Origin of the sequence: Burkholderia sp. BCC1208 (assembly GCF_902833095.1) — a bacterium.
Classification (GTDB): Bacteria; Pseudomonadota; Gammaproteobacteria; order Burkholderiales; family Burkholderiaceae; genus Burkholderia.
The window spans coordinates 257,784-276,931 of sequence record NZ_CADFDY010000008.1 but is presented as its reverse complement, the minus strand read 5'-3'; the positions used below and the strand labels follow the sequence as shown (position 1 = coordinate 276,931).

Annotated in this window: 17 protein-coding genes; 14 read left to right on the top strand and 3 right to left on the bottom strand. The window is 68.8% G+C overall.

Going from position 1 to position 19,148, the window contains the following annotated elements; all coding sequences use genetic code 11:
* Positions 1-193 precede the first annotated feature (193 nt).
* On the bottom strand, positions 194-1,369 hold the full coding sequence (locus tag HWX09_RS20630; protein ID WP_027785366.1) for an MFS transporter: 1,176 nt from the start codon (positions 1,367-1,369) through the stop codon (positions 194-196).
* 146 nt (positions 1,370-1,515) lie between these two features.
* On the opposite strand from HWX09_RS20630, the gene HWX09_RS20625 reads away from it, so the two are divergent.
* From HWX09_RS20625 to lnt, 8 genes are all read left to right on the top strand, one after another.
* A complete protein-coding gene (locus HWX09_RS20625; protein ID WP_027785367.1) occupies positions 1,516-2,448 on the top strand; it encodes a LysR family transcriptional regulator in 933 nt (310 codons plus the stop codon).
* A 214-nt stretch (positions 2,449-2,662) separates the two neighbouring features.
* The gene (gene miaB / locus HWX09_RS20620; RefSeq protein ID WP_027785368.1) at positions 2,663-4,036 is read left to right on the top strand and encodes a tRNA (N6-isopentenyl adenosine(37)-C2)-methylthiotransferase MiaB; all 1,374 of its coding nucleotides are present in this window, start codon (positions 2,663-2,665) and stop codon (positions 4,034-4,036) included.
* A gap of 33 nt (positions 4,037-4,069) precedes the next feature.
* Entirely contained in the window at positions 4,070-5,113 is a 1,044-nt protein-coding gene (locus HWX09_RS20615; RefSeq protein WP_027785369.1) for a PhoH family protein, read from the top strand.
* Between the two features lie 132 nt (positions 5,114-5,245).
* On the top strand, positions 5,246-6,022 hold the full coding sequence (gene ybeY, locus HWX09_RS20610) for an rRNA maturation RNase YbeY (protein ID WP_027785370.1): 777 nt from the start codon (positions 5,246-5,248) through the stop codon (positions 6,020-6,022).
* 11 nt (positions 6,023-6,033) lie between these two features.
* Positions 6,034-6,666, top strand: coding sequence for a gamma-glutamylcyclotransferase (locus HWX09_RS20605; protein ID WP_027785371.1), 633 nt, complete (start codon positions 6,034-6,036; stop codon positions 6,664-6,666).
* 70 nt (positions 6,667-6,736) lie between these two features.
* A complete protein-coding gene (locus HWX09_RS20600; protein ID WP_167375372.1) occupies positions 6,737-6,886 on the top strand; it encodes a hypothetical protein in 150 nt (49 codons plus the stop codon).
* Positions 6,887-7,192: 306 nt separating this feature from the next.
* A complete protein-coding gene (locus HWX09_RS20595; protein ID WP_027785372.1) occupies positions 7,193-8,080 on the top strand; it encodes a transporter associated domain-containing protein in 888 nt (295 codons plus the stop codon).
* A 53-nt stretch (positions 8,081-8,133) separates the two neighbouring features.
* Positions 8,134-9,834, top strand: a complete 1,701-nt coding sequence (lnt, locus tag HWX09_RS20590) for an apolipoprotein N-acyltransferase (protein ID WP_027785373.1) — start codon at positions 8,134-8,136, stop codon at positions 9,832-9,834.
* Positions 9,835-9,880: 46 nt separating this feature from the next.
* Here lnt and HWX09_RS20585 read toward each other — a convergent pair whose 3' ends face one another.
* A complete protein-coding gene (locus tag HWX09_RS20585; protein ID WP_034185489.1) occupies positions 9,881-11,554 on the bottom strand; it encodes a hypothetical protein in 1,674 nt (557 codons plus the stop codon).
* A 286-nt stretch (positions 11,555-11,840) separates the two neighbouring features.
* Here HWX09_RS20585 and glyQ point away from each other — a divergent pair, with 286 nt between their 5' ends.
* From glyQ to HWX09_RS20560, 5 genes are read left to right on the top strand one after another with little or no spacing between them, the layout of a single operon-like run.
* Positions 11,841-12,845, top strand: coding sequence for a glycine--tRNA ligase subunit alpha (gene glyQ, locus HWX09_RS20580; protein WP_080681364.1), 1,005 nt, complete (start codon positions 11,841-11,843; stop codon positions 12,843-12,845).
* Between the two features lie 22 nt (positions 12,846-12,867).
* Positions 12,868-14,967, top strand: a complete 2,100-nt coding sequence (glyS, locus tag HWX09_RS20575; protein WP_027785375.1) for a glycine--tRNA ligase subunit beta — start codon at positions 12,868-12,870, stop codon at positions 14,965-14,967.
* A 10-nt stretch (positions 14,968-14,977) separates the two neighbouring features.
* Positions 14,978-15,541, top strand: a complete 564-nt coding sequence (gene gmhB, locus HWX09_RS20570; RefSeq protein ID WP_027785376.1) for a D-glycero-beta-D-manno-heptose 1,7-bisphosphate 7-phosphatase — start codon at positions 14,978-14,980, stop codon at positions 15,539-15,541.
* 43 nt (positions 15,542-15,584) lie between these two features.
* A complete protein-coding gene (locus tag HWX09_RS20565) occupies positions 15,585-16,349 on the top strand; it encodes a lysophospholipid acyltransferase family protein (RefSeq protein WP_027785377.1) in 765 nt (254 codons plus the stop codon).
* Positions 16,350-16,394: 45 nt separating this feature from the next.
* Positions 16,395-17,282: a SprT family zinc-dependent metalloprotease gene (locus tag HWX09_RS20560; protein WP_027785378.1), complete on the top strand. Its 888-nt coding sequence runs from the start codon at positions 16,395-16,397 to the stop codon at positions 17,280-17,282.
* Positions 17,283-17,390: 108 nt separating this feature from the next.
* Here HWX09_RS20560 and gloA read toward each other — a convergent pair whose 3' ends face one another.
* On the bottom strand, positions 17,391-17,774 hold the full coding sequence (gene gloA / locus HWX09_RS20555) for a lactoylglutathione lyase (protein WP_006477863.1): 384 nt from the start codon (positions 17,772-17,774) through the stop codon (positions 17,391-17,393).
* A 395-nt stretch (positions 17,775-18,169) separates the two neighbouring features.
* Between gloA and HWX09_RS20550 the strand changes: the two genes are divergently transcribed.
* The gene (locus HWX09_RS20550; protein WP_027785379.1) at positions 18,170-19,105 is read left to right on the top strand and encodes a DMT family transporter; all 936 of its coding nucleotides are present in this window, start codon (positions 18,170-18,172) and stop codon (positions 19,103-19,105) included.
* Positions 19,106-19,148: the final 43 nt, after the last annotated feature.

The following is a 19,148-nucleotide window of genomic DNA, read 5'->3' as shown; positions in this document are numbered from 1 at the left end:
CCCTGCGTAGGGGGTAAGCCGGAATCGGAATCGGGTTGCGCCGGTCATGGCGCGTATCGAGACGCTATCACCCGCCCCTGCACGGGCAAACGAAGTTATCTTCACACCGTTATCAGCATCGCGGAGGAATGCGTTTCTCGCGAACCTTTTCCTGCCGCCATGGCGTCGCCCGCGGCAAGCGCCGCGGCGACGCTCACTGCGCCGCCCGCGCCGCGCCGCGCGCCGGGCCGCGCGCATCGAGCCGCATCGCGAACCCCGTGACGACGAGCGCCGCGAACGTCACCGCGACCGCGACCCACGGCAGCGCATCGAGCGCGAAGCCGTGCTCCAGCGCGACGCCGCCGAGCCACGCACCGCCCGCATTGCCGACGTTGAACGCGCCGATGTTCAGCGTCGACGCGAGATGCGGCGCGCTCGCGGCCTTCTCGACCACGCGCGCCTGCAGCGGCGGCACCGTCGCGAACGCGGCGATCCCCCAGACGAATACGGTGACGGCGGCCGCGACCGGCAGGTGGCTCGTCTTCGCGAACACGGCCATCACGGCCATCAGCGCGACGAGGATCGCGATCAGCGACGGCATCAGCGCGCGGTCGGCGAGCTTGCCGCCGATCGTATTGCCGATCGTCAGCCCCGCGCCGAACAGCACGAGGATCAGCGCGACCGCGCGCGGCGAATAACCCGACACGGTCTCGAGAATCGGCGCGACGTAGGTGAACACGACGAACACGCCGCCGAAGCCGAGCACGGTCATCAGCAGCGCGAGCCACACCTGCGGCTCCTTCAGCACGCGCACTTCGTGGCCGAGGCCGACCGGCCCGCTGTCGTGGCGGTTCGGCACCAGCGCGGCCACGCCGCCGAGCGCGAGCACGCCGAGCGCGGCGACGATCCAGAACGACGCGCGCCAGCCGAGCAACTGGCCGACGAACGTGCCGAACGGCACGCCGAGCACATTCGACAGCGTGAGCCCCGTGAACATCAGCGCGATCGCGCTCGCGCGCTTGTCGGCCGGCACGAGCGACGCGGCGACCACCGCGCCGATGCCGAAGAACGAACCGTGCGCGAACGACGTGACCACGCGCGCGACCATCAGCATCGCGTAGCCGGACGCGATCGCGCACAGCACGTTGCCGACGATGAAGATCGCCATCAGCAACTGCAGCGCGGCCTTGCGCGGCATGCGGCTCGTCAGCACCGCGAGCAGCGGCGCGCCGACCGCGACGCCCAGCGCGTAGCCGGTGACGAGGAGACCAGCCGACGGCAGCGACACGGCCAGGTCGTGCGCGACTTCGGGCAACAGGCCCATGATGATGAATTCGGTGGTGCCGATGGCGAAGGCGCTGATCGCGAGCGCCAGTAACGGAAGGGGCATGACGTTCTCCGGAAGGCGGCGGCCGCGGCGCCGGGTCGGTGCCGCACCGCACAAGAAGCGGGATGTGCGCGCATTGTCCCGAAGACGCCTATATTTGATAATTGGCGTGGCATTTGAACCATTTTCAAATATTTCTGGAAAATCGCATGGACCGACTGGGCGACATCCGGCTGTTCGTCGAGGCGGCCGAGCTGGGCAGCCTGTCCGCCGCCGGGCGCAAGCTGAACCTCACGCCGGCCGCCGCGAGCGCACGGCTCGCGAAGCTCGAGGCGAAGATCGCGACGCGCCTGTTCGAACGCTCGACGCGGCAATTGCGGCTCACCGACGAAGGCAAGCTGTACCTGAACTGCTGCCGCCAGGCACTGCAGGCACTCGACGACGCGGATGCGATGCTGCAGGAGGGCCGCAACGTCGTGAGCGGCAAGGTGCGGCTGTCGTCGACGTCCGATTTCGGCCGCAACCAGCTGCTCGACTGGCTCGACGCATTCACGACGCTTCATCCGGGCGTCACGTTCTCGCTGACGGCGTCCGATTCGTCGTCGAACCTTTGGCAGGACGAGATCGATCTCGCGATCCGCTTCGCCGCGCCGCCCGACGGCGCGCTGATTGCCCGCCGCCTCGCGACCAACCGGCGCGTGCTGTGCGCGGCGCCGTCGTTCGTCGAGCGCCATGGCGTGCCGGCCGATCCGCACGATCTGGCCCGCTTTCCGTGCAACGTGATCACGATCGCGTCCGGCCCGATGAACGTCTGGCACTTCACGCGCGGCGACGAAGTGCAGATCCATACGGTACCCGTGTCGACCGCGTTCGAGACCAACGACGGCGGCCTCACGCGCGAATGGACGCTGCGCGGCCACGGCATTGCGCTGAAGTCGCTGTGGGATATCGCCGACGACGTCCGCGCGGGCCGGCTGCGCGTGCTGCTGCCCGACTGGCGGCACCAGGATGCGCCGCTGCACGCGATCTATCACGGCAAGCGCTACATGGCGCCGCGCGTGCGCGTGCTGCTCGATTTTCTTGTCGAACGCTTCGCGCGCGAGGAAGCGGCGCTCAACGACTTGCTGAACGCGTGCCAATGACGGCCGCCCTCCCGTCATAGAGGGGTCGGAACCCGCGAGCCGGCGTCGCGCGCCCGCAACCGGCCGCCCGTCCGCCGTGGCGTGAAAAGCTATAATGGACGGCTTTCCCGACGGCCTTTCCTGCCCGCTGCGCGCGATTCGCGTGCCGCGCACGGCCGTCCCGACTCACCCTTGACGACGCCCCCAGGTCAACCACTGCGAACGGCGAATCCCCATGACCAAGAAAGTTTACGTAAAGACCTTCGGCTGCCAGATGAACGAGTACGACTCGGACAAGATGGTGGACGTGCTCAATGCGGCCGAAGGCCTCGAAAAGACCGACACGCCGGAAGACGCGGACATCATCCTGTTCAACACGTGCTCGGTGCGCGAGAAGGCGCAGGAGAAGGTGTTCTCCGATCTCGGCCGGGTACGCGAGCTGAAGGAAGCGAAGCCGGGCCTCCTGATCGGCGTCGGCGGCTGCGTCGCGAGCCAGGAAGGCGCGTCGATCGTGTCGCGCGCACCGTACGTCGACCTCGTGTTCGGCCCGCAAACCCTGCACCGCCTGCCGCAGATGATCGACGCGCGCCGCGCGAGCGGCCGCGCGCAGGTCGACATCACGTTCCCTGAAATCGAGAAGTTCGACCACCTGCCGCCCGCGCGCGTCGAGGGGCCGAGCGCGTTCGTGTCGATCATGGAAGGCTGCTCGAAGTACTGCAGCTACTGCGTGGTGCCGTACACGCGCGGCGATGAAGTGTCGCGCCCGCTCGACGACGTGCTGACCGAAGTGGCCGGCCTCGCCGACCAGGGCGTGCGCGAAGTCACGCTGCTCGGCCAGAACGTCAACGCCTACCGCGGCGCGCTGACGGCCGGTTCGACCGACATCGCCGATTTCGCGACGCTGATCGAATACGTCGCCGACATCCCCGGCATCGAGCGGATCCGCTACACGACGTCGCATCCGAAGGAATTCACGCAGCGCCTGATCGATACCTACGCGAAGGTGCCGAAGCTCGTGAACCACCTGCACTTGCCGGTCCAGCACGGCTCCGACCGCATCCTGATGGCGATGAAGCGCGGCTACACGGTGCTCGAATACAAGTCGGTGATCCGCAAGCTGCGCGCGATCCGCCCCGACCTGTCGCTGTCGACCGACATGATCGTCGGCTTCCCCGGCGAGACCGAGGAGGATTTCGACAAGATGATGGCGCTCGTGCACGACATGAGCTACGACACCAGCTTCTCGTTCATCTACAGCCCGCGCCCCGGCACGCCGGCCGCGAACCTCGCCGACGACACGCCGCGCGAAGTGAAGCTCAAACGCCTGCAACATCTGCAGGCGACGATCGAGGAGAACGTCGCGCGCATCAGCCAGTCGATGGTCGGGAAGGTCGAGCGGATCCTCGTCGAGGGCCCGTCGCGCAAGGACCCGAACGAACTCGCGGGCCGCACCGAGAACAACCGGGTCGTGAATTTCCCGGCGCCGCTCGCGTCGCACCCGCGCCTGATCGGCCAGATGATCGACGTGAAGATCAACCATGCGTACCCGCACTCGCTGCGCGGCGAGCTCGTGCTCGTCAGCGACGACGCGAGCGCGGCCACCCACTGACCGACTGACGCCCGACAGGAGCCCGACGCTACTTTGAAGACCGTCCAAGCACTGGAATTCACCGCCCCGCGCGACGACAACGCGCGCCTCGCCAACCTCTGCGGCCCGCTCGACGAAAACCTGCGGCAGATCGAACAGGCGCTCGACGTCACGCTCGCGCGGCGCGGCCACCGGATCACGATCCGCGGGCGCGGCGCCAAGCTCGCGCTCGCCGCGCTCGAAAATTTCTACAACCGCGCGCGCGATCCGCTGTCGGTCGACGACATCCAGCTCGCGCTGGTCGAAGTGCGCCACACGGCCGGCAACGGCCGCCAGGAACCGCTCGACGTGCGCTTTCGCGGCGACCCCGACCATCCGTTCGACGAACCCGCCGGGCCGCTCGACGACGAAGCGCTCGAGGAAGCCGCGCCGAAGCTCTACACGCGGCGCGCCGACCTGCGCGGCCGCACGCCCGCGCAGCGCGAATACCTGAAGCAGATCCTGTCGCACGACGTGACGTTCGGCATCGGGCCGGCCGGCACCGGCAAGACCTATCTCGCGGTCGCGTGCGCGGTCGACGCGCTCGAGCGCGACCAGGTCAAGCGGATCGTGCTGACGCGTCCGGCCGTCGAGGCCGGCGAGCGGCTCGGCTTCCTGCCGGGCGATCTCGCGCAGAAGGTCGACCCGTACCTGCGGCCGCTGTACGACGCGCTGTACGACCTGCTCGGCTTCGACAAGACGGCCAAGATGTTCGAGCGCCAGATGATCGAGATCGCACCGCTCGCGTACATGCGCGGCCGCACGCTGAACCACGCGTTCATCATCCTCGACGAGGCGCAGAACACGACGCCCGAGCAGATGAAGATGTTCCTCACGCGGATCGGCTTCGGCTCGAAGGCGGTCGTCACGGGCGACACGAGCCAGGTCGACCTGCCGCGCGGCCACAAGAGCGGCCTCGTCGAGGCGCAACAGGTGCTCGGCGGCGTGCGCGGCATCGCGCTCACGCGCTTCACGAGCGCGGACGTGGTGCGCCATCCGCTCGTCGCGCGCATCGTCGAGGCGTACGACGAATTCCACGCGCAGCATCAGGACGGCTGAGCGGCGGCGCGCTGCCCCGACCTGCCGGCCCGGCCCGCCAGACGGCGCGCCGGGCTTTTTTTCGCCCGGGCGAATTCGGGCGCGATCGGTCGTTTGGTGTATCCTCAACGCGTCCCAATCGCCGCACGCGTCATGAAATCCTCCCGTTCCCGCAAATCCGGCCGCGCCCCGTCCGCCGCGTCGGAATCTCCCCGCCTTTCGCTGTTCGACGCGAAGGGCAAGGCCCGGACCGTCAACGCACAAGGGCTGCGAATCGACTTCCCGGACGGCCGCAGCCTGATGTTCGACCTGTCGGGCAGCTCGGGCGACGCGGCTGTCGCGATCGTCGCGCAGCACAACGATCCGGCGATGCGTGCGAAGCTCGCGCTGCAGCCCGAGCACTACGACAGCGTGACGCTGCACGTCGGCGCCGAATTCGCGCCGCGCGAGGACGATCCGGAAGACGAGCCGCGCGCGCTGGAATTCGAGCTGTCCGTGCAGTACGGCGACGAGATCACGAGCGACGTGCGCAAGACGCTGCCCAAGCGCAAGCTGATCGCCGAATGGATCGAGCCGGCGCTGTTCGCGAGCGCGCAGCTCACCGTGCGCTTCGTCGGCGAAAACGAAGGCCGTACGCTGAACGCCGGCTACCGCCACAAGGACTATCCGACCAACGTGCTGACCTTCGCGTACGACGCGGCGCCCGACGGCACCGTGATCGGCGACCTCGTGCTGTGCTGCCCGGTGGTCGAGAAGGAGGCGCACGACCAGGGCAAGCCGCTCATGGCGCATTACGCGCACCTGCTGGTGCACGGCGCGCTGCACGCGCAGGGCTACGACCACGAGACGAGCGACGAGGACGCGGCCGAAATGGAAGCGCTCGAAGTCGACATCCTCGCGAAACTGGGTTTCCCGAACCCGTATCAGTAAGCCTTCCCCCGATGCGTAACGCCGCGATGCTGCCGCCCGCCTACCCGCCGTCGATCGGCGAAGGCCGTCTGCTGACGGAGGACGAGCTCGCGGCGTCGCTCGCGCATACGATGCGCGACTGGGACGGCCGGCAGGATCTCTGGCTGTTCGGCTATGGCTCGCTGATCTGGAACCCCGGGCTGCCGACCGTCGCCGCCGTGCGCGGCAAGGTGCACGGCTATCACCGCGGGCTCTACCTGTGGTCGCGCGTGAACCGCGGCACCCCCGAACGGCCGGGCCTCGTGCTCGCGCTCGATCGCGGCGGCTCGTGCGCGGGCATCGCGTTCCGGCTCTCCGGCCCGACCGCGCAGCCGCATCTCGAGACATTGTGGAAACGCGAGATGCCGATGGGCTCGTACCGGCCCGCGTGGCTGCCGTGCTCGCTCGAGACCGGCGAACGCGTGAACGCGCTCGCGTTCGTGATGCGCCGCGACGCACCGACCTATACGGGCAAGCTGACCGACCCCGTCGTGAAGGAAGTGTTCGGCTGCGCGGCCGGCCGCTACGGCACGACGCTCGACTACGTGAGCCGCACGGTCGACGCGCTGCGCGCGAGCGGCATCCCCGACCGCGCGCTGGAAGGGTTGCTCGCGCGATGCCGGTGATCCGACACGACGCCCGGCCTGCCGCCATGCGACACAGCGCCGCCCGCGCATCCGCACGAGGAGACTGCCGATGAAACCGTCACGCTGGTCCCGCTGCAGAGTCGCCGCGCTGCTCGTCGCCGCGAGCGTCGCGCTGTCCGGCTGCGGGATACTCGGCTGCGGCGGCGCCGCGACCAACGGCGCGGCCGCCGGCGGCTGCTCGGCCGGCATGCGGTTCTGAGCCGCGCACCGGCGGCGCCCGCCTGCGGCAGAATGCCGCCGTCGTCGGCCGTTTCCCGCGTCGGGGCGCGCAGCCCTTCCCGCAGCCCTTTCCGCCACCGTTTTTTGGCCATCGCGCCCCGCCGGCTCTTTCTGCGATAGGATGGACCCGAGGACGACGTCGCGCCCGGCGCGGCCGCCTGCGAGCGGGGCCCGCGCGTGCCGCCCATCCTGGCCGTGCGGCCGGGTGACACGGCCGCGTCGTGCCCTTGGTGTATCCTTGCCTACTCCGTGACCGCGCGCCCCGGCATGACCCGGGCGCACCACCATGAACGATTCGTATCCCAGTCGTAAGCCAACCGACAAACCGCAAGAAAAGCGCTCGCTGCTCGAGCGCCTGACCGACTTCATCTCGCCCGAGCCCGAATCCCGCGGCGAATTGCTGGAAATCCTCCAGGACGCCCACGAACGCAACCTGATCGACGCCGATTCGCTGTCGATGATCGAAGGCGTGTTCCAGGTATCCGATCTGTGCGCGCGAGACATCATGGTGCCGCGCGCGCAAATGGACGCGATCAACATCGCCGACAAGCCCGAGGATTTCATCCCGTTCGTCCTCGAAAAGGCGCACTCGCGCTACCCGGTGTACGAAGAGAACCGCGACAACGTGATCGGCGTGCTGCTCGCGAAGGATCTGCTGCGCTTCTATGCCGAGGAAGAGTTCGACGTGCGCGGGATGCTGCGCCCGGCCGTGTTCATTCCGGAATCGAAGCGGCTGAACGTGCTGCTGCACGACTTCCGCGTGAACCGCAACCATCTGGCGATCGTCGTCGACGAATACGGCGGCGTCGCGGGTCTGATCACGATCGAGGACGTGCTCGAACAGATCGTCGGCGACATCGAGGACGAATACGACTTCGACGAGGAAGCCGGCAACATCATCGCGGGGCCGGACGGCCGCTACCGCGTGCGCGCGCTCACCGAGATCGAGCAGTTCAACGAGGTGTTCGGCACCGATTTCCCCGACGACGAAGTCGACACGATCGGCGGGCTCATCACCCATCATTTCGGACGCGTGCCGCACCGCGGCGAGAAGCTGCAGCTCGGCAATCTCGTGTTCGAGATCCAGCGCGGCGATGCGCGCCAGGTTCACGTGCTGCTGGTGCGCCGCAACCCGCTCGCCAGCCGTCGCGCCGAAACCTCGCACGAAGACTGACCGTTGCGCGCCAGCCGCGCCTCCTTCAACCGCTCGCCCCTCTTCCGCTTCACATGGACGATCCGATCCCGTCCCGCCCGGCTGGCGGCCTTCTTGCGCCGACGCCCGGCCGCGCACTGCCGCGCTGGCACTATCCGGCCGCGCTGCTCGCCGGCGCGGCCAACACGCTCGCCTTCGCGCCCACGCCGCATGGCGGCTGGCTGCAGCTCATCGTATTCGTCTGGTTTTTCGCGCAGCTGACGCGCACGTCGAGCTGGCGCGGCGCCGCGCTCACCGGCGGCGCGTTCGGCTTCGGCAACTTCATCAGCGGCGTGTGGTGGCTCTACATCAGCATGCACGTGTACGGCGAGATGGCCGCGCCGCTCGCCGGCGGCGCGCTCGTGCTGTTCTCGCTGTATCTATCGCTGTACCCCGCGCTCTCGGCCGGGCTGTGGTCGTTCTGCGCGGGCCATGCGTGGCATCGCCGCGAGCCCGACCCGCGGCCGTTCTCGCCGACCTGGCACGGCGCATTCGCGTTCGCGAGCGCGTGGGCGCTCGGCGAATGGCTGCGCGGCACCGTGTTCACCGGCTTTCCCTGGCTCGGCAGCGGCTACCCGCAGGTCGATGGCCCGTTCGCGGGCTTTGCGCCGGTGGTCGGCGTGTACGGGATCGCGTGGGTGCTCGCGCTGTTCGCCGCACTGGTCGTGCAGGCGCTCGCCGCCGCCCGCCCGTCGCCGGCGCGTGACGGCGGCGACGGCTCATCGAACGGCAACGCCCGCGTGCGCATCGCCGCGCCGGCAGTCATCGCCGTCGCGCTCGTCGCGGCCGGCCTCGGGCTGTCGCAAATCACGTGGACCGTGCCCGCGAACGCGCCGCTCACCGTGCGGCTGCTGCAGGGCAACGTGAAGCAGGACATCAAGTTCGAGCAGGAAGGCATCGACGCGGCGATCAAGATGTACCAGCAGATGATCGTCGAGAAGCCGGCCGACCTGATCGTCACGCCCGAGACCGCGATCGCGGTGATGATCCAGGAACTGCCCGAACCGTTCGCCGTCGCGATCCGCAAGTTCAGCGACACGACCGGTTCGGCCGTGCTGTTCGGCGCGGTCGGTGCGTCGGTGACGGAAGACGGCCGCTACGTCGATTACACGAACAGCCTGTACGGCGTGACGCCGAACTCGCGCGACATCTATCACTACGACAAGCATCACCTCGTGCCCTTCGGCGAATTCATTCCGTGGGGCTTCCGGTGGTTCGTCAATCTGATGAAGATGCCGCTCGGCGACTTCGCGCGCGGCGCGCCCGTGCAGAAACCGTTCCTCGTGCACAACCAGCCGGTCATGGCCGACATCTGCTACGAGGACTTGTTCGGCGAGGAAATCGCCGCGACGATCCGCGACAACCCGCAGCCGCCCGGCGTGCTCGTCAACGTGACGAATCTCGCGTGGTTCGGCGACACGATCGCGCTCGACCAGCATCTGCAGATCGCGCGGATGCGCTCGCTCGAAACGGGCCGGCCGATGCTGCGCTCGACCAACACGGGGATGACGGCCGCGATCGACGCGCACGGTCGCGTGCTCGGCCAGCTGAAGCCGTTCACGATCGGCTCGCTCGACGTGCGGATCGAAGGCACGAGCGGCTTCACGCCGTACGTGACGAGCGGCAACAACATCGTGCTCGCGGTGTCGTTCGTGCTGCTCGCGTTCGGCTTCACGTTCGGGCCCGGGCTGCGCCGACGCAACGGCCGGCGGCACGGCGGCGACGAAGCGCAATGACGCAACGGGCCGGCCGCGCGGCGGCCCGTGACCGCGAACCGGCCGTTCAGGCCTGCCGGGTCGACTGGTCCGATTGATTCGATTGATTCGACGGTTCCTGCCGCGCGGCGACCCGCCGCAGGTCGCGGCTCACTTCCTCCATTACCGGCCCCCACGCGCCGAACGTCGGCTGCCGGTACAACGTCGCGGTCGGATACCACGGGCTGTCCCGGCGATCGAGCAGCCACGGCCAGTGCGGATTCACGTCGAGCAGCACCCAGGTGCGCGCGCCGAGCGCGCCGGCCAGGTGCGCGACCGACGTGCACACGGTGATCACGAGATCCAGCGCGCCGATGAACGCCGCCGTATCGTCGAAGCTCTTCAGTTCGGCCGTGTAGTCCTCGATCGCGAAACCTGCCGCGCGCGCGGCGGCGACATCCGCGTCCGCCCCCGGCTGCAGCGAATGGAACGTGACGCCCTCGATGTCGCGAAACGCGTCGGCATAGCGCTCGAGCCCGACGCGCCGGAACGGATTGCGCTGATGGCCCGCACTGCCCGTCCACACGAGGCCGACCTTCAGCCGGCCGTCGCCCGCGAGCCGCGCGCGCCATGCGTCGCGTGCGCCCGGCTCGGCCCGCAGATACGGCACCGATGCGGCGAGCGTCGATGCCTCCATGCCGAGCATCAGCGGCAGGCCGATCAGCGGCACTTCGTAATCGAATGCCGGCAGCGCGTCGACGCCGCCGCCCGCGCCGAACGTGTCCGCGTGCGCGCCGAGGCTGCGCTGCATCAGCGTGCCGAGCGCCGGAAACGTATTCCACGCGAGCCGGCCGCCCTCGCGATGCACGCGTTCGGCGAGCGGCGCGACGAAGCGGCAGAACTGCAGCACGTCGCCGAGCCCCTGCTCGCCCCACACCAGCAGCGTCTTGCCGGCGAGCGGCTCGCCCTGCCAGCGCGGGCCCGGCAGCGCCGGCCGGCGGCCTCGCAACTCGCCCGCGCCGTCCCAGCGCGCCTCGTGGCCGCGCCAGCCGGCCGCGTGGTTGCCGCGCACGAGCTGGATGATCGCGAGATTGAAGCGGTACGACGCATCGTCGGGCGCCAGCTCGCACGCGCGCGTCGCATGGCGCTCGGCATCGTCCCAGCGCTGCGCCTCCTTCATCGCCATCGCGACGTTGTTCATCGCCAGCGCGTTGTCGGGCGCGAGGTCGGCGAGCCGCGCGGCGCACGCGAGCGCACCGTCCAGATCCTGCGCCGCGATTCGCGCGACGACGAGATTGATCCACGCCTGCACGTCGTGCGGATCGTGCTTCACGGCCGCATCGAGCAGCGCGATCTCGTCCGCGCGGTCACCGCCCGACAGCCGCAGCGCGATCGCGAGGTTGTTGCGCAGCGACGGCCAGCCGGCATCGAGCGCCAGCGCCGCGCGGTACGGTGCGACGGCATCCGCGTGGCGGCCGGCCATCTGCAGCGCGTAGCCGTGGTTGAAGTACGCGTCCGCGCCCGGCTGCGCACGCGCCGCGCATTCGGCGAGCGCAACCGCGTCGGCCATGCGCTGTCGGGCAACCAGCGTGGCCGTGAACTGCGCGATCGCCGCCGCATCGACCGCATGCAGATGGGCGGCGGCGGCGAGCCACAGCTCGTGCGCGGAGCGCTCGCCGCGCGCCTGCGCGTCGGCGGCGCGCCCGAGCAGTGCGAGGAACGGCGGAAGCAGCGGAATCAGAATGTCGGTCGGTTCGTCCATGCAATCGGCATCGGCAAGCAGTGACGCGGCACGCACGACGCGCACCGCAATACGCGCATCTTAACGCCCGCGCGAAGCGCCGTGACATGGGCGCCCGAGCCCGTATGCGCGGGCCGCCGGACCGGTGCGGCAATGCCTGCATCCGCCTTCCGGCCGCATCCGGTCGCCGATCCGGTAAAATTACGCGTTTCAGCACACTAACAAGCCGCGCCGCCGCGCGAGCCGACCCTCCGGGCCCGCCCGGAGCGCCGTCCGCAACGGAGCGCCAGCGCCACGAAGGCTCTTCATGCTTACGTTTCAGCAAATCATCCTGACGCTGCAGTCCTACTGGGACAAGCAGGGTTGCGCCTTGCTCCAGCCCATCGACATGGAAGTCGGCGCGGGCACGTCGCACGTCCACACGTTCCTGCGCGCGGTCGGCCCCGAGCCGTGGCGCGCCGCGTACGTGCAACCGTCGCGCCGCCCGAAGGACGGCCGCTACGGCGAGAATCCGAACCGCCTGCAGCACTACTACCAGTACCAGGTCGTGCTCAAGCCGGCGCCGGAAAACATCCTCGACCTGTACCTCGGCTCGCTCGCAGCGCTCGGCTTCGACCTGAAGCAGAACGACGTGCGCTTCGTCGAGGACGACTGGGAGAACCCGACGCTCGGCGCGTGGGGGCTCGGCTGGGAAGTGTGGCTGAACGGCATGGAAGTCACGCAGTTCACGTATTTCCAGGAAGTCGGCGGTCTCGAATGCAAGCCAGTGCTCGGCGAGATCACGTATGGCCTCGAACGCCTCGCGATGTACCTGCAGAAGGTCGAGAACGTGTACGACCTCGTGTGGACCGAGTGGGAAGAGCAAGGCCCGAACGGCCCCGAGCTGCGCCGCCTGTCGTATGGCGACGTGTACCACCAGAACGAGGTCGAGCAGTCGACCTACAACTTCGAGCACGCGAACGTCGACCTGCTGTTCACGTTCTTCAACAGCTACGAGGCGGAAGCGAAGAAGATGATCGACGCGCAGCTCGCGCTGCCCGCGTACGAACTCGTGCTGAAGGCCGGCCACACGTTCAACCTGCTCGACGCGCGCGGCGCGATCTCGGTCACCGAGCGGGCAGCGTACATCGGCCGTATCCGCGCGCTGTCGCGTCTCGTCGCGCAGGCTTACTACGACTCGCGCGAGAAGCTCGGCTTCCCGATGCTCGGCAACCCGCCGGGCGTGCCGGGCCTCACCACCGACGCCCAGGACGCCGCGCAGCCGGCATGGGCGCCGCCGCTCAAGGTCGAACGCAAGATCGATCAGGACTGACGAGACGAGATTCATTCCAACCATGACGCATAATCATCCCGCCCCCCTGCTCGTCGAACTGCTGACCGAAGAGCTGCCGCCGAAGGCCCTCGCGCGCCTCGGCGACGCATTCGCCGAAGGTCTCGCGCAACGCCTCGCGGCGCGCGACCTCGTCGAAGGCGAACTCGTGTTCGAACGCTACGCCACGCCGCGCCGCCTCGCGGTCGTCGTGCAGAACGTGCGCGCCGTCGCGCCCGATCGCCAGGTCCGCGAAAAGGTCCTGCCCGTGTCGGTCGCGCTCGACGCCGAAGGCAAGCCGACCGCCCCGCTCGCGAAGAAGCTCGCGGCGCTCGGCCACCCGAACGCGTCGATCGCCGATCTCGAGCGCGCGCAGGACGGCAAGGCCGAAGCGTTCTTCATCAACTATTCGGCGGCCGGCGCCACGCTCGCCGACGGCCTGCAGGCCGCGCTCGACGAAGCGCTCGCGAAGCTGCCGATCCCGAAATTCATGACGTACCAGCGCCCGGACGGCTCGGACGTGAAGTTCGTGCGCCCGGTGCATCGTCTGACGGTGCTGCACGACGACCGCGTCGTGCCCGTCACCGCGTTCGGCGTCGACGCCGGCGACACCACGCTCGGCCACCGCTTCCTGTCCGACGGCCTCGTCGCGATCCAGCATGCGCACGCGTACGCCGACACGCTGCGCGACAAGGGCCGCGTGATCGCGCATTTCGCCGATCGCCGCGAAACGATCCGCACGCAGCTGAACGAGCACGCGAACGGCGACACGGTCGTGATGCCCGAATCGCTGCTCGACGAAGTGACGTCGCTGGTCGAATGGCCGGTCGTCTATCCGTGCCGTTTCGAGGACGAATTCCTGCAGGTGCCGCAGGAATGCCTGATCCTCACGATGCAGACGAACCAGAAGTATTTCGCGCTGACCGACGTCGGCGGCAAGCTGCGCTCGCGCTTCCTGATCGTCTCGAACATCGAGACGAAGACGCCGGGCGAGATCATCGAAGGCAACGAGCGCGTCGTGCGCCCGCGCCTCGCCGATGCGAAGTTCTTCTTCGAGCAGGACAAGAAGAAGCCGCTCGCCGAGCGCGTGCCGCAGCTCGCGAACGTCGTCTATCACAACAAGCTCGGTTCGGCGCTCGCACGCGTCGAACGCCTCGAGGCGCTGGCCGGCGAGATCGCCCCGGCGATCGGCGCCGACACCATCCATGCGAAGCGCGCCGCGCGTCTCGCGAAGGCCGACCTGCTGACCGACATGGTCGGCGAGTTCCCGGAACTGCAGGGCACGATGGGCACGTACTACGCGCGCCACGACGGCGAAGCCGACGACGTCGCGCTCGCCTGCGCCGAGCACTACCAGCCGCGCTTCTCCGGCGACGCACTGCCGACCACGCCGGTGTCGACCGCCGTCGCGCTCGCCGACAAGCTCGAAACGATCGTCGGCATCTGGGGCATCGGCCTCGCGCCGACCGGCGAGAAGGATCCGTTCGCGCTGCGCCGCCACGCGCTCGGCGTGCTGCGCCTGCTGCTCGAGAAGCAGCTGCCGCTCGATCTCGTGGCGCTGCTGCGCACGGCCCATGCACGCTTCGACGGCGTGCCGGGCGTCGCCGAATCGACCGACGCCATCTTCGCGTTCTTCATGGATCGCCTGCGCGGCCTGCTGCGCGAGCGCGGCTATTCGGCCGGCGAAATCGACGCAGTGCTGAGCCTGAACCCGACGCGCATCGACGATCTCGTCGCGCGCCTCGACGCGGTGCGCGAATTCACGCACCTCGCGGAAGCCGAAGCGCTCGCGGCCGCGAACAAGCGGATCTCGAACATCCTGAAGAAGTCGGAAGGCGGCGCGAACGGCGCGGTGCAGCCGACGCTGCTCGTCGAGGCCGCCGAGAAGGCGCTGCACGAACAGCTCGCGGCCGTCACGCCGCACGTGCAGTCGCAGCTCGAGGCGCGTGCGTACACGGGCGCGCTGTCGGCGCTCGCCGCGCTGCGCGCGCCGGTCGACACGTTCTTCAACGACGTGATGGTCAACGCGGACGATCCGGCACTGCGCGCGAACCGTCTCGCGCTGCTGTCCGCGCTGCACCAGCAGATGAACTGCGTCGCCGACATCTCGAAGCTCGCCGCATAAGGGCCGCACGATGCCGATCAGCCCCAACCGAAAGCTCGTCGTCCTCGACCGGGACGGCGTGATCAACGTCGATTCGGACGCGTTCATCAAGACGCCCGACGAATGGATCGCGCTGCCCGGCAGCTTCGAGGCGATTGCCCGGCTCAACCACGCGGGCTACCGCGTGGTCGTCGCGACCAACCAGTCCGGCATCGGTCGCGGGCTGTTCGACATGGCCGCGCTCAACGCGATGCACCTGAAAATGCATCGCGCGGCGGCCGCGGTCGGCGCGCGCATCGACGCGGTGTTCTTCTGCCCGCACACGGCCGAGGATCACTGCGACTGCCGCAAGCCGAAACCCGGCATGATGCAGATGATCGCCGAGCGCTTCGAGATCGATCCCGGCCACACGCCGGCCGTCGGCGATTCGCTGCGCGACCTGCAGGCCGGCGTCGCGGTCGGCTTCCAGCCGCACCTCGTACTGACCGGCAAGGGCAAGAAGACGCTCGCCGCGGGCAATCTGCCGGACGGCACGAAAGTCCACGACGACCTGCGCGCGTTTGCGCTCGATTTTCTTTCACACGAACACGAGTGATGCGGCTGCCGCGCGCATCCTCCCCAACGCCAGACTCACGCCGATGCGCTTCGTCCGCTCCCTGCTGCTGCTGATCTACTTCATCCTGTACACGGTGCCGTACGCCACCGCGTGCTTCATCGCGTTTCCGTTCATGCGCCCCGACGCGCGCTACTGGATGGCGGCCGGCTGGTGCAAGTCGACGCTGTGGGTCGTGCGCTGGCTGAACGGCATCCACTATCGGATCGAAGGGATGGAGAACCTGCCCGACGGCCCGGCCGTGCTGCTGTCGAAGCACCAGTCCGCGTGGGAGACGCTCGCGTTTCCGGCGCTGATGCCCAAGCCGCTCTGCTACGTGTTCAAGCGCGAGCTGCTGTACGTGCCGTTCTTCGGCTGGGCGCTCGGGCTGCTGCACATGGTCAACATCAACCGCAAGGAAGGCAAGAACGCGTTCACCTCCGTGATCCGCCAGGGCAAGAAGCGCCTGTCGGAAGGCGCATGGATGATCATGTTCCCCGAAGGCACGCGCACGCCGGTCGGCAAGCAGGGCAAGTACAAGACGGGCGGCGCGCGTTTCGCGATCGAAACCGGCACGCCGGTCGTGCCGATCGCGCACAATGCAGGTCGTGTGTGGCCGCGCAACTCGTTCACGAAATTCCCGGGCGTCGTCACGGTGTCGATCGGCAAGCCGATCCCCAGCGAAGGGCTGACGCCCGACGCATTGAACTCGCAGGTCGAAGCATGGATCGAAGCGGAAATGCGCCGCATCGATCCCGATGCATATCGTCAGGCGGGCAACGCCGGCACCCGCGATGCCGCGCGCGCCTGAAGCCCCGGATTGCAGCCGTTGCGTACGACAAAAAGAAGCGAACTGATGAAACAGCGTCCGCGGCCACGGCCTGCCGTCGTGGCCCTCGATCATCGCCAGATGGATCTGCCGCTCTTCGACGGGCCGGCCGCGGCGCCGTCGGCGCCTGCCGCGCCGCCGGCGCCGCCCGAAGCCGCCCCCGCCGCGCCGCTCGATCCGGGCCCGGCACCCGATCGCTCACGCGTGCGCACGTTCGCGCTCGACAGCCGCGTGCTCGAATACCGGCTGAAGCGCTCGGCGCGCCGCACGATCGGCTTCACGATCGACGGCAGCGGGCTGTCGATCACCGCGCCGCGCTGGGTCACGCTCGCCGACATCGAAGCGGCGATCGCCGAGAAACAACGCTGGATCTTCGCGAAGCTCGCGGAGTGGAAGACGCGCACCGAGCAGCGCGCGCTGCCGCAGATCGACTGGCGCGACGGCGCGCAACTGCCGTATCTCGGCAAGACGGTGACGATCGCGCTCGGCGCGGGCGCCGTCGCCTTCGATGCCGATGCGCTGCGTCTGTCGCTGCCGCTGCCCGTGCAGGCCGACATGCAGCAGATCAAGGATCGCGTGCAGGGCTGGCTGCAAGGCGAAGCGAAACGCATCTTCGGTGAACGCCTCGTGGTCTACGCGGAAAAGCTCGGCGTCACGTATTCGATGTACGCGCTGTCGTCGGCCGCGACGCGTTGGGGCAGTTGCTCGAGCGACGGCAAGATCCGCCTGAACTGGCGGCTGATCCATTTTCCGATGTCGATCATCGACTACGTCGTCGCGCACGAGCTGTCGCACCTGCGCGAGATGAACCACAGCCCGGCCTTCTGGCAGACCGTCGAATCGATCTTCCCCGAGTTCCGCGAAGCGCGGCACACGCTCAAGCATCACCCGCCCGAACTGCTGCCGTCGCTCTGACACGCGCGGCTTGGCCGCCAACGAAACAGGGCGGTGCGGGTTACCCCGCACCGCCCTGTTTCGCTGCTGCGGCGCACGTCGCACGCCGCAGCCCGGTTCATCCGCCGCTTACTTCTTCTGGATGAACTCGATCTTGTAGCCGTCCGGATCCTCGACGAACGCGATCACGGTCGTGCCGTGCTTCATCGGGCCCGCCTCGCGCGTGACCTTGCCGCCTTGCGCCTTGATCTTCTCGCAGGCCGCGTATGCATCGTCGACCGCCACCGCCAGATGGCCGAAGCCGTTGCCGAGATCGTAGGACGGCGTCTCCCAGTTGTGAGTCAGCTCGATCACGGTGCCCGTGCTCTCGTCTTCGTAGCCGACGAACGCGAGCGTGAACTTGCCTTCCGGATAATCCTCGCGGCGCAGCAGCTTCATGCCGAGCAACTCGGTGTAGAACTTGATCGAGCGGTCGAGATCGCCGACTCGCAGCATCGTATGCAGCAAACGCATGTGTTGTACTCCTGTGGGGACTTTCCAGAGCCGGAAATTCTACCGGAGTCGGGTGTATTTCGCTGGCGGCGCCGGAGCGCCTAGTTGGGGCGCCTGGCTGGGGCGCTTAGCCGGGCGCGCCGAGCCAATGCGTGGCCGATGCGGCGCATCGGTTGGCCCCTCGCGAGCACGAGCGCCGCGGCGGAAAACGGCACGACCCGGCTCGCCCGGCCCCCACGCCGATCGGGTAACATCCTTCTACTTCGCACCAAAAGCGGGCATGCATGCCGCCGCCCGACCGCGACCACCCACTCTTCCCTACGTCCCACTGCCGTGCGAAACCGCCGATCCGAGCGCGCCGGACGCGCCGCCCGCCTGACCTCGTCGTCGCCGTACCGCACCCGCGAGGTTCGCCGATGACCGCGCTTGCCGCCGCCCCCGTGCGCCGCGCGCTCGACACGCGCGCCGTCGGCCTGATGCTGCTGCTGTGCGCGATCTGGGGCTTCCAGCAGGTCGCGATCAAGAGCACGAACGCCGCGATCGCGCCGATGTTCCAGGCCGGGCTACGCTCGGTGATCGCCGCGATGCTGCTCTGGGGCTGGGCCCGCACGCGCGGCACGCCGCTGTTTCAGGCGGACGGCACATTCGGCGCGGGGCTCGCGGCCGGTGCGCTGTTCGCCGGCGAATTCGTCTGCGTGTTCTTCGGGCTGACGCTCACGAGCGCGTCGCACATGGCGATCTTTCTGTACACGGCGCCCTGCTTCACCGCGCTCGGCCTGCACCTGTTCGCACCGGGCGAGCGGCTGCAGCGCACGCAATGGGCCGGCGTCGGCCTCGCATTCGCCGGCATCGCGCTCGCGTTCGCGGACGGTTTCCTGAAGCCGCGCGCGCCCGGCGCATCCGTGCTGGCCGGGCTCGCCGGCGACGCGCTCGGGATCCTCGGCGGTGCGATGTGGGCCGCGACGACGGTGGTCGTACGCTCGACGGCGCTCGCGCGGGCCAGCGCGAGCAAGACGCTGTTCTACCAGCTCGCGGTATCGGCGGTCGTACTGGTCGCGCTCGCCGCGCTGTTCGGCCAGGTGTCGTTCGTGCGGGTCACGCCGATCGCGCTGGCGAGTCTCGCGTACCAGTCGGTGATCGTCGCGTTCGTCAGCTACCTGTCGTGGTTCTGGCTGCTGACGCGCTACAGCGCGTCCCGGCTGTCCGTGTTCACGTTCCTGTCGCCGCTGTTCGGCGTCGCGTTCGGCGTGCTGCTGCTCGGCGAAACGGTCGGCTGGCGCTTCATGTCCGCGGCCGCGCTGGTGCTGACCGGCATCGCGCTCGTCAACGCGCCGCCGCGCCGGCGGACGTGACGACCGGCGCAAGACGCGCGGGCAATAAAAAAGCTGCCGGTCA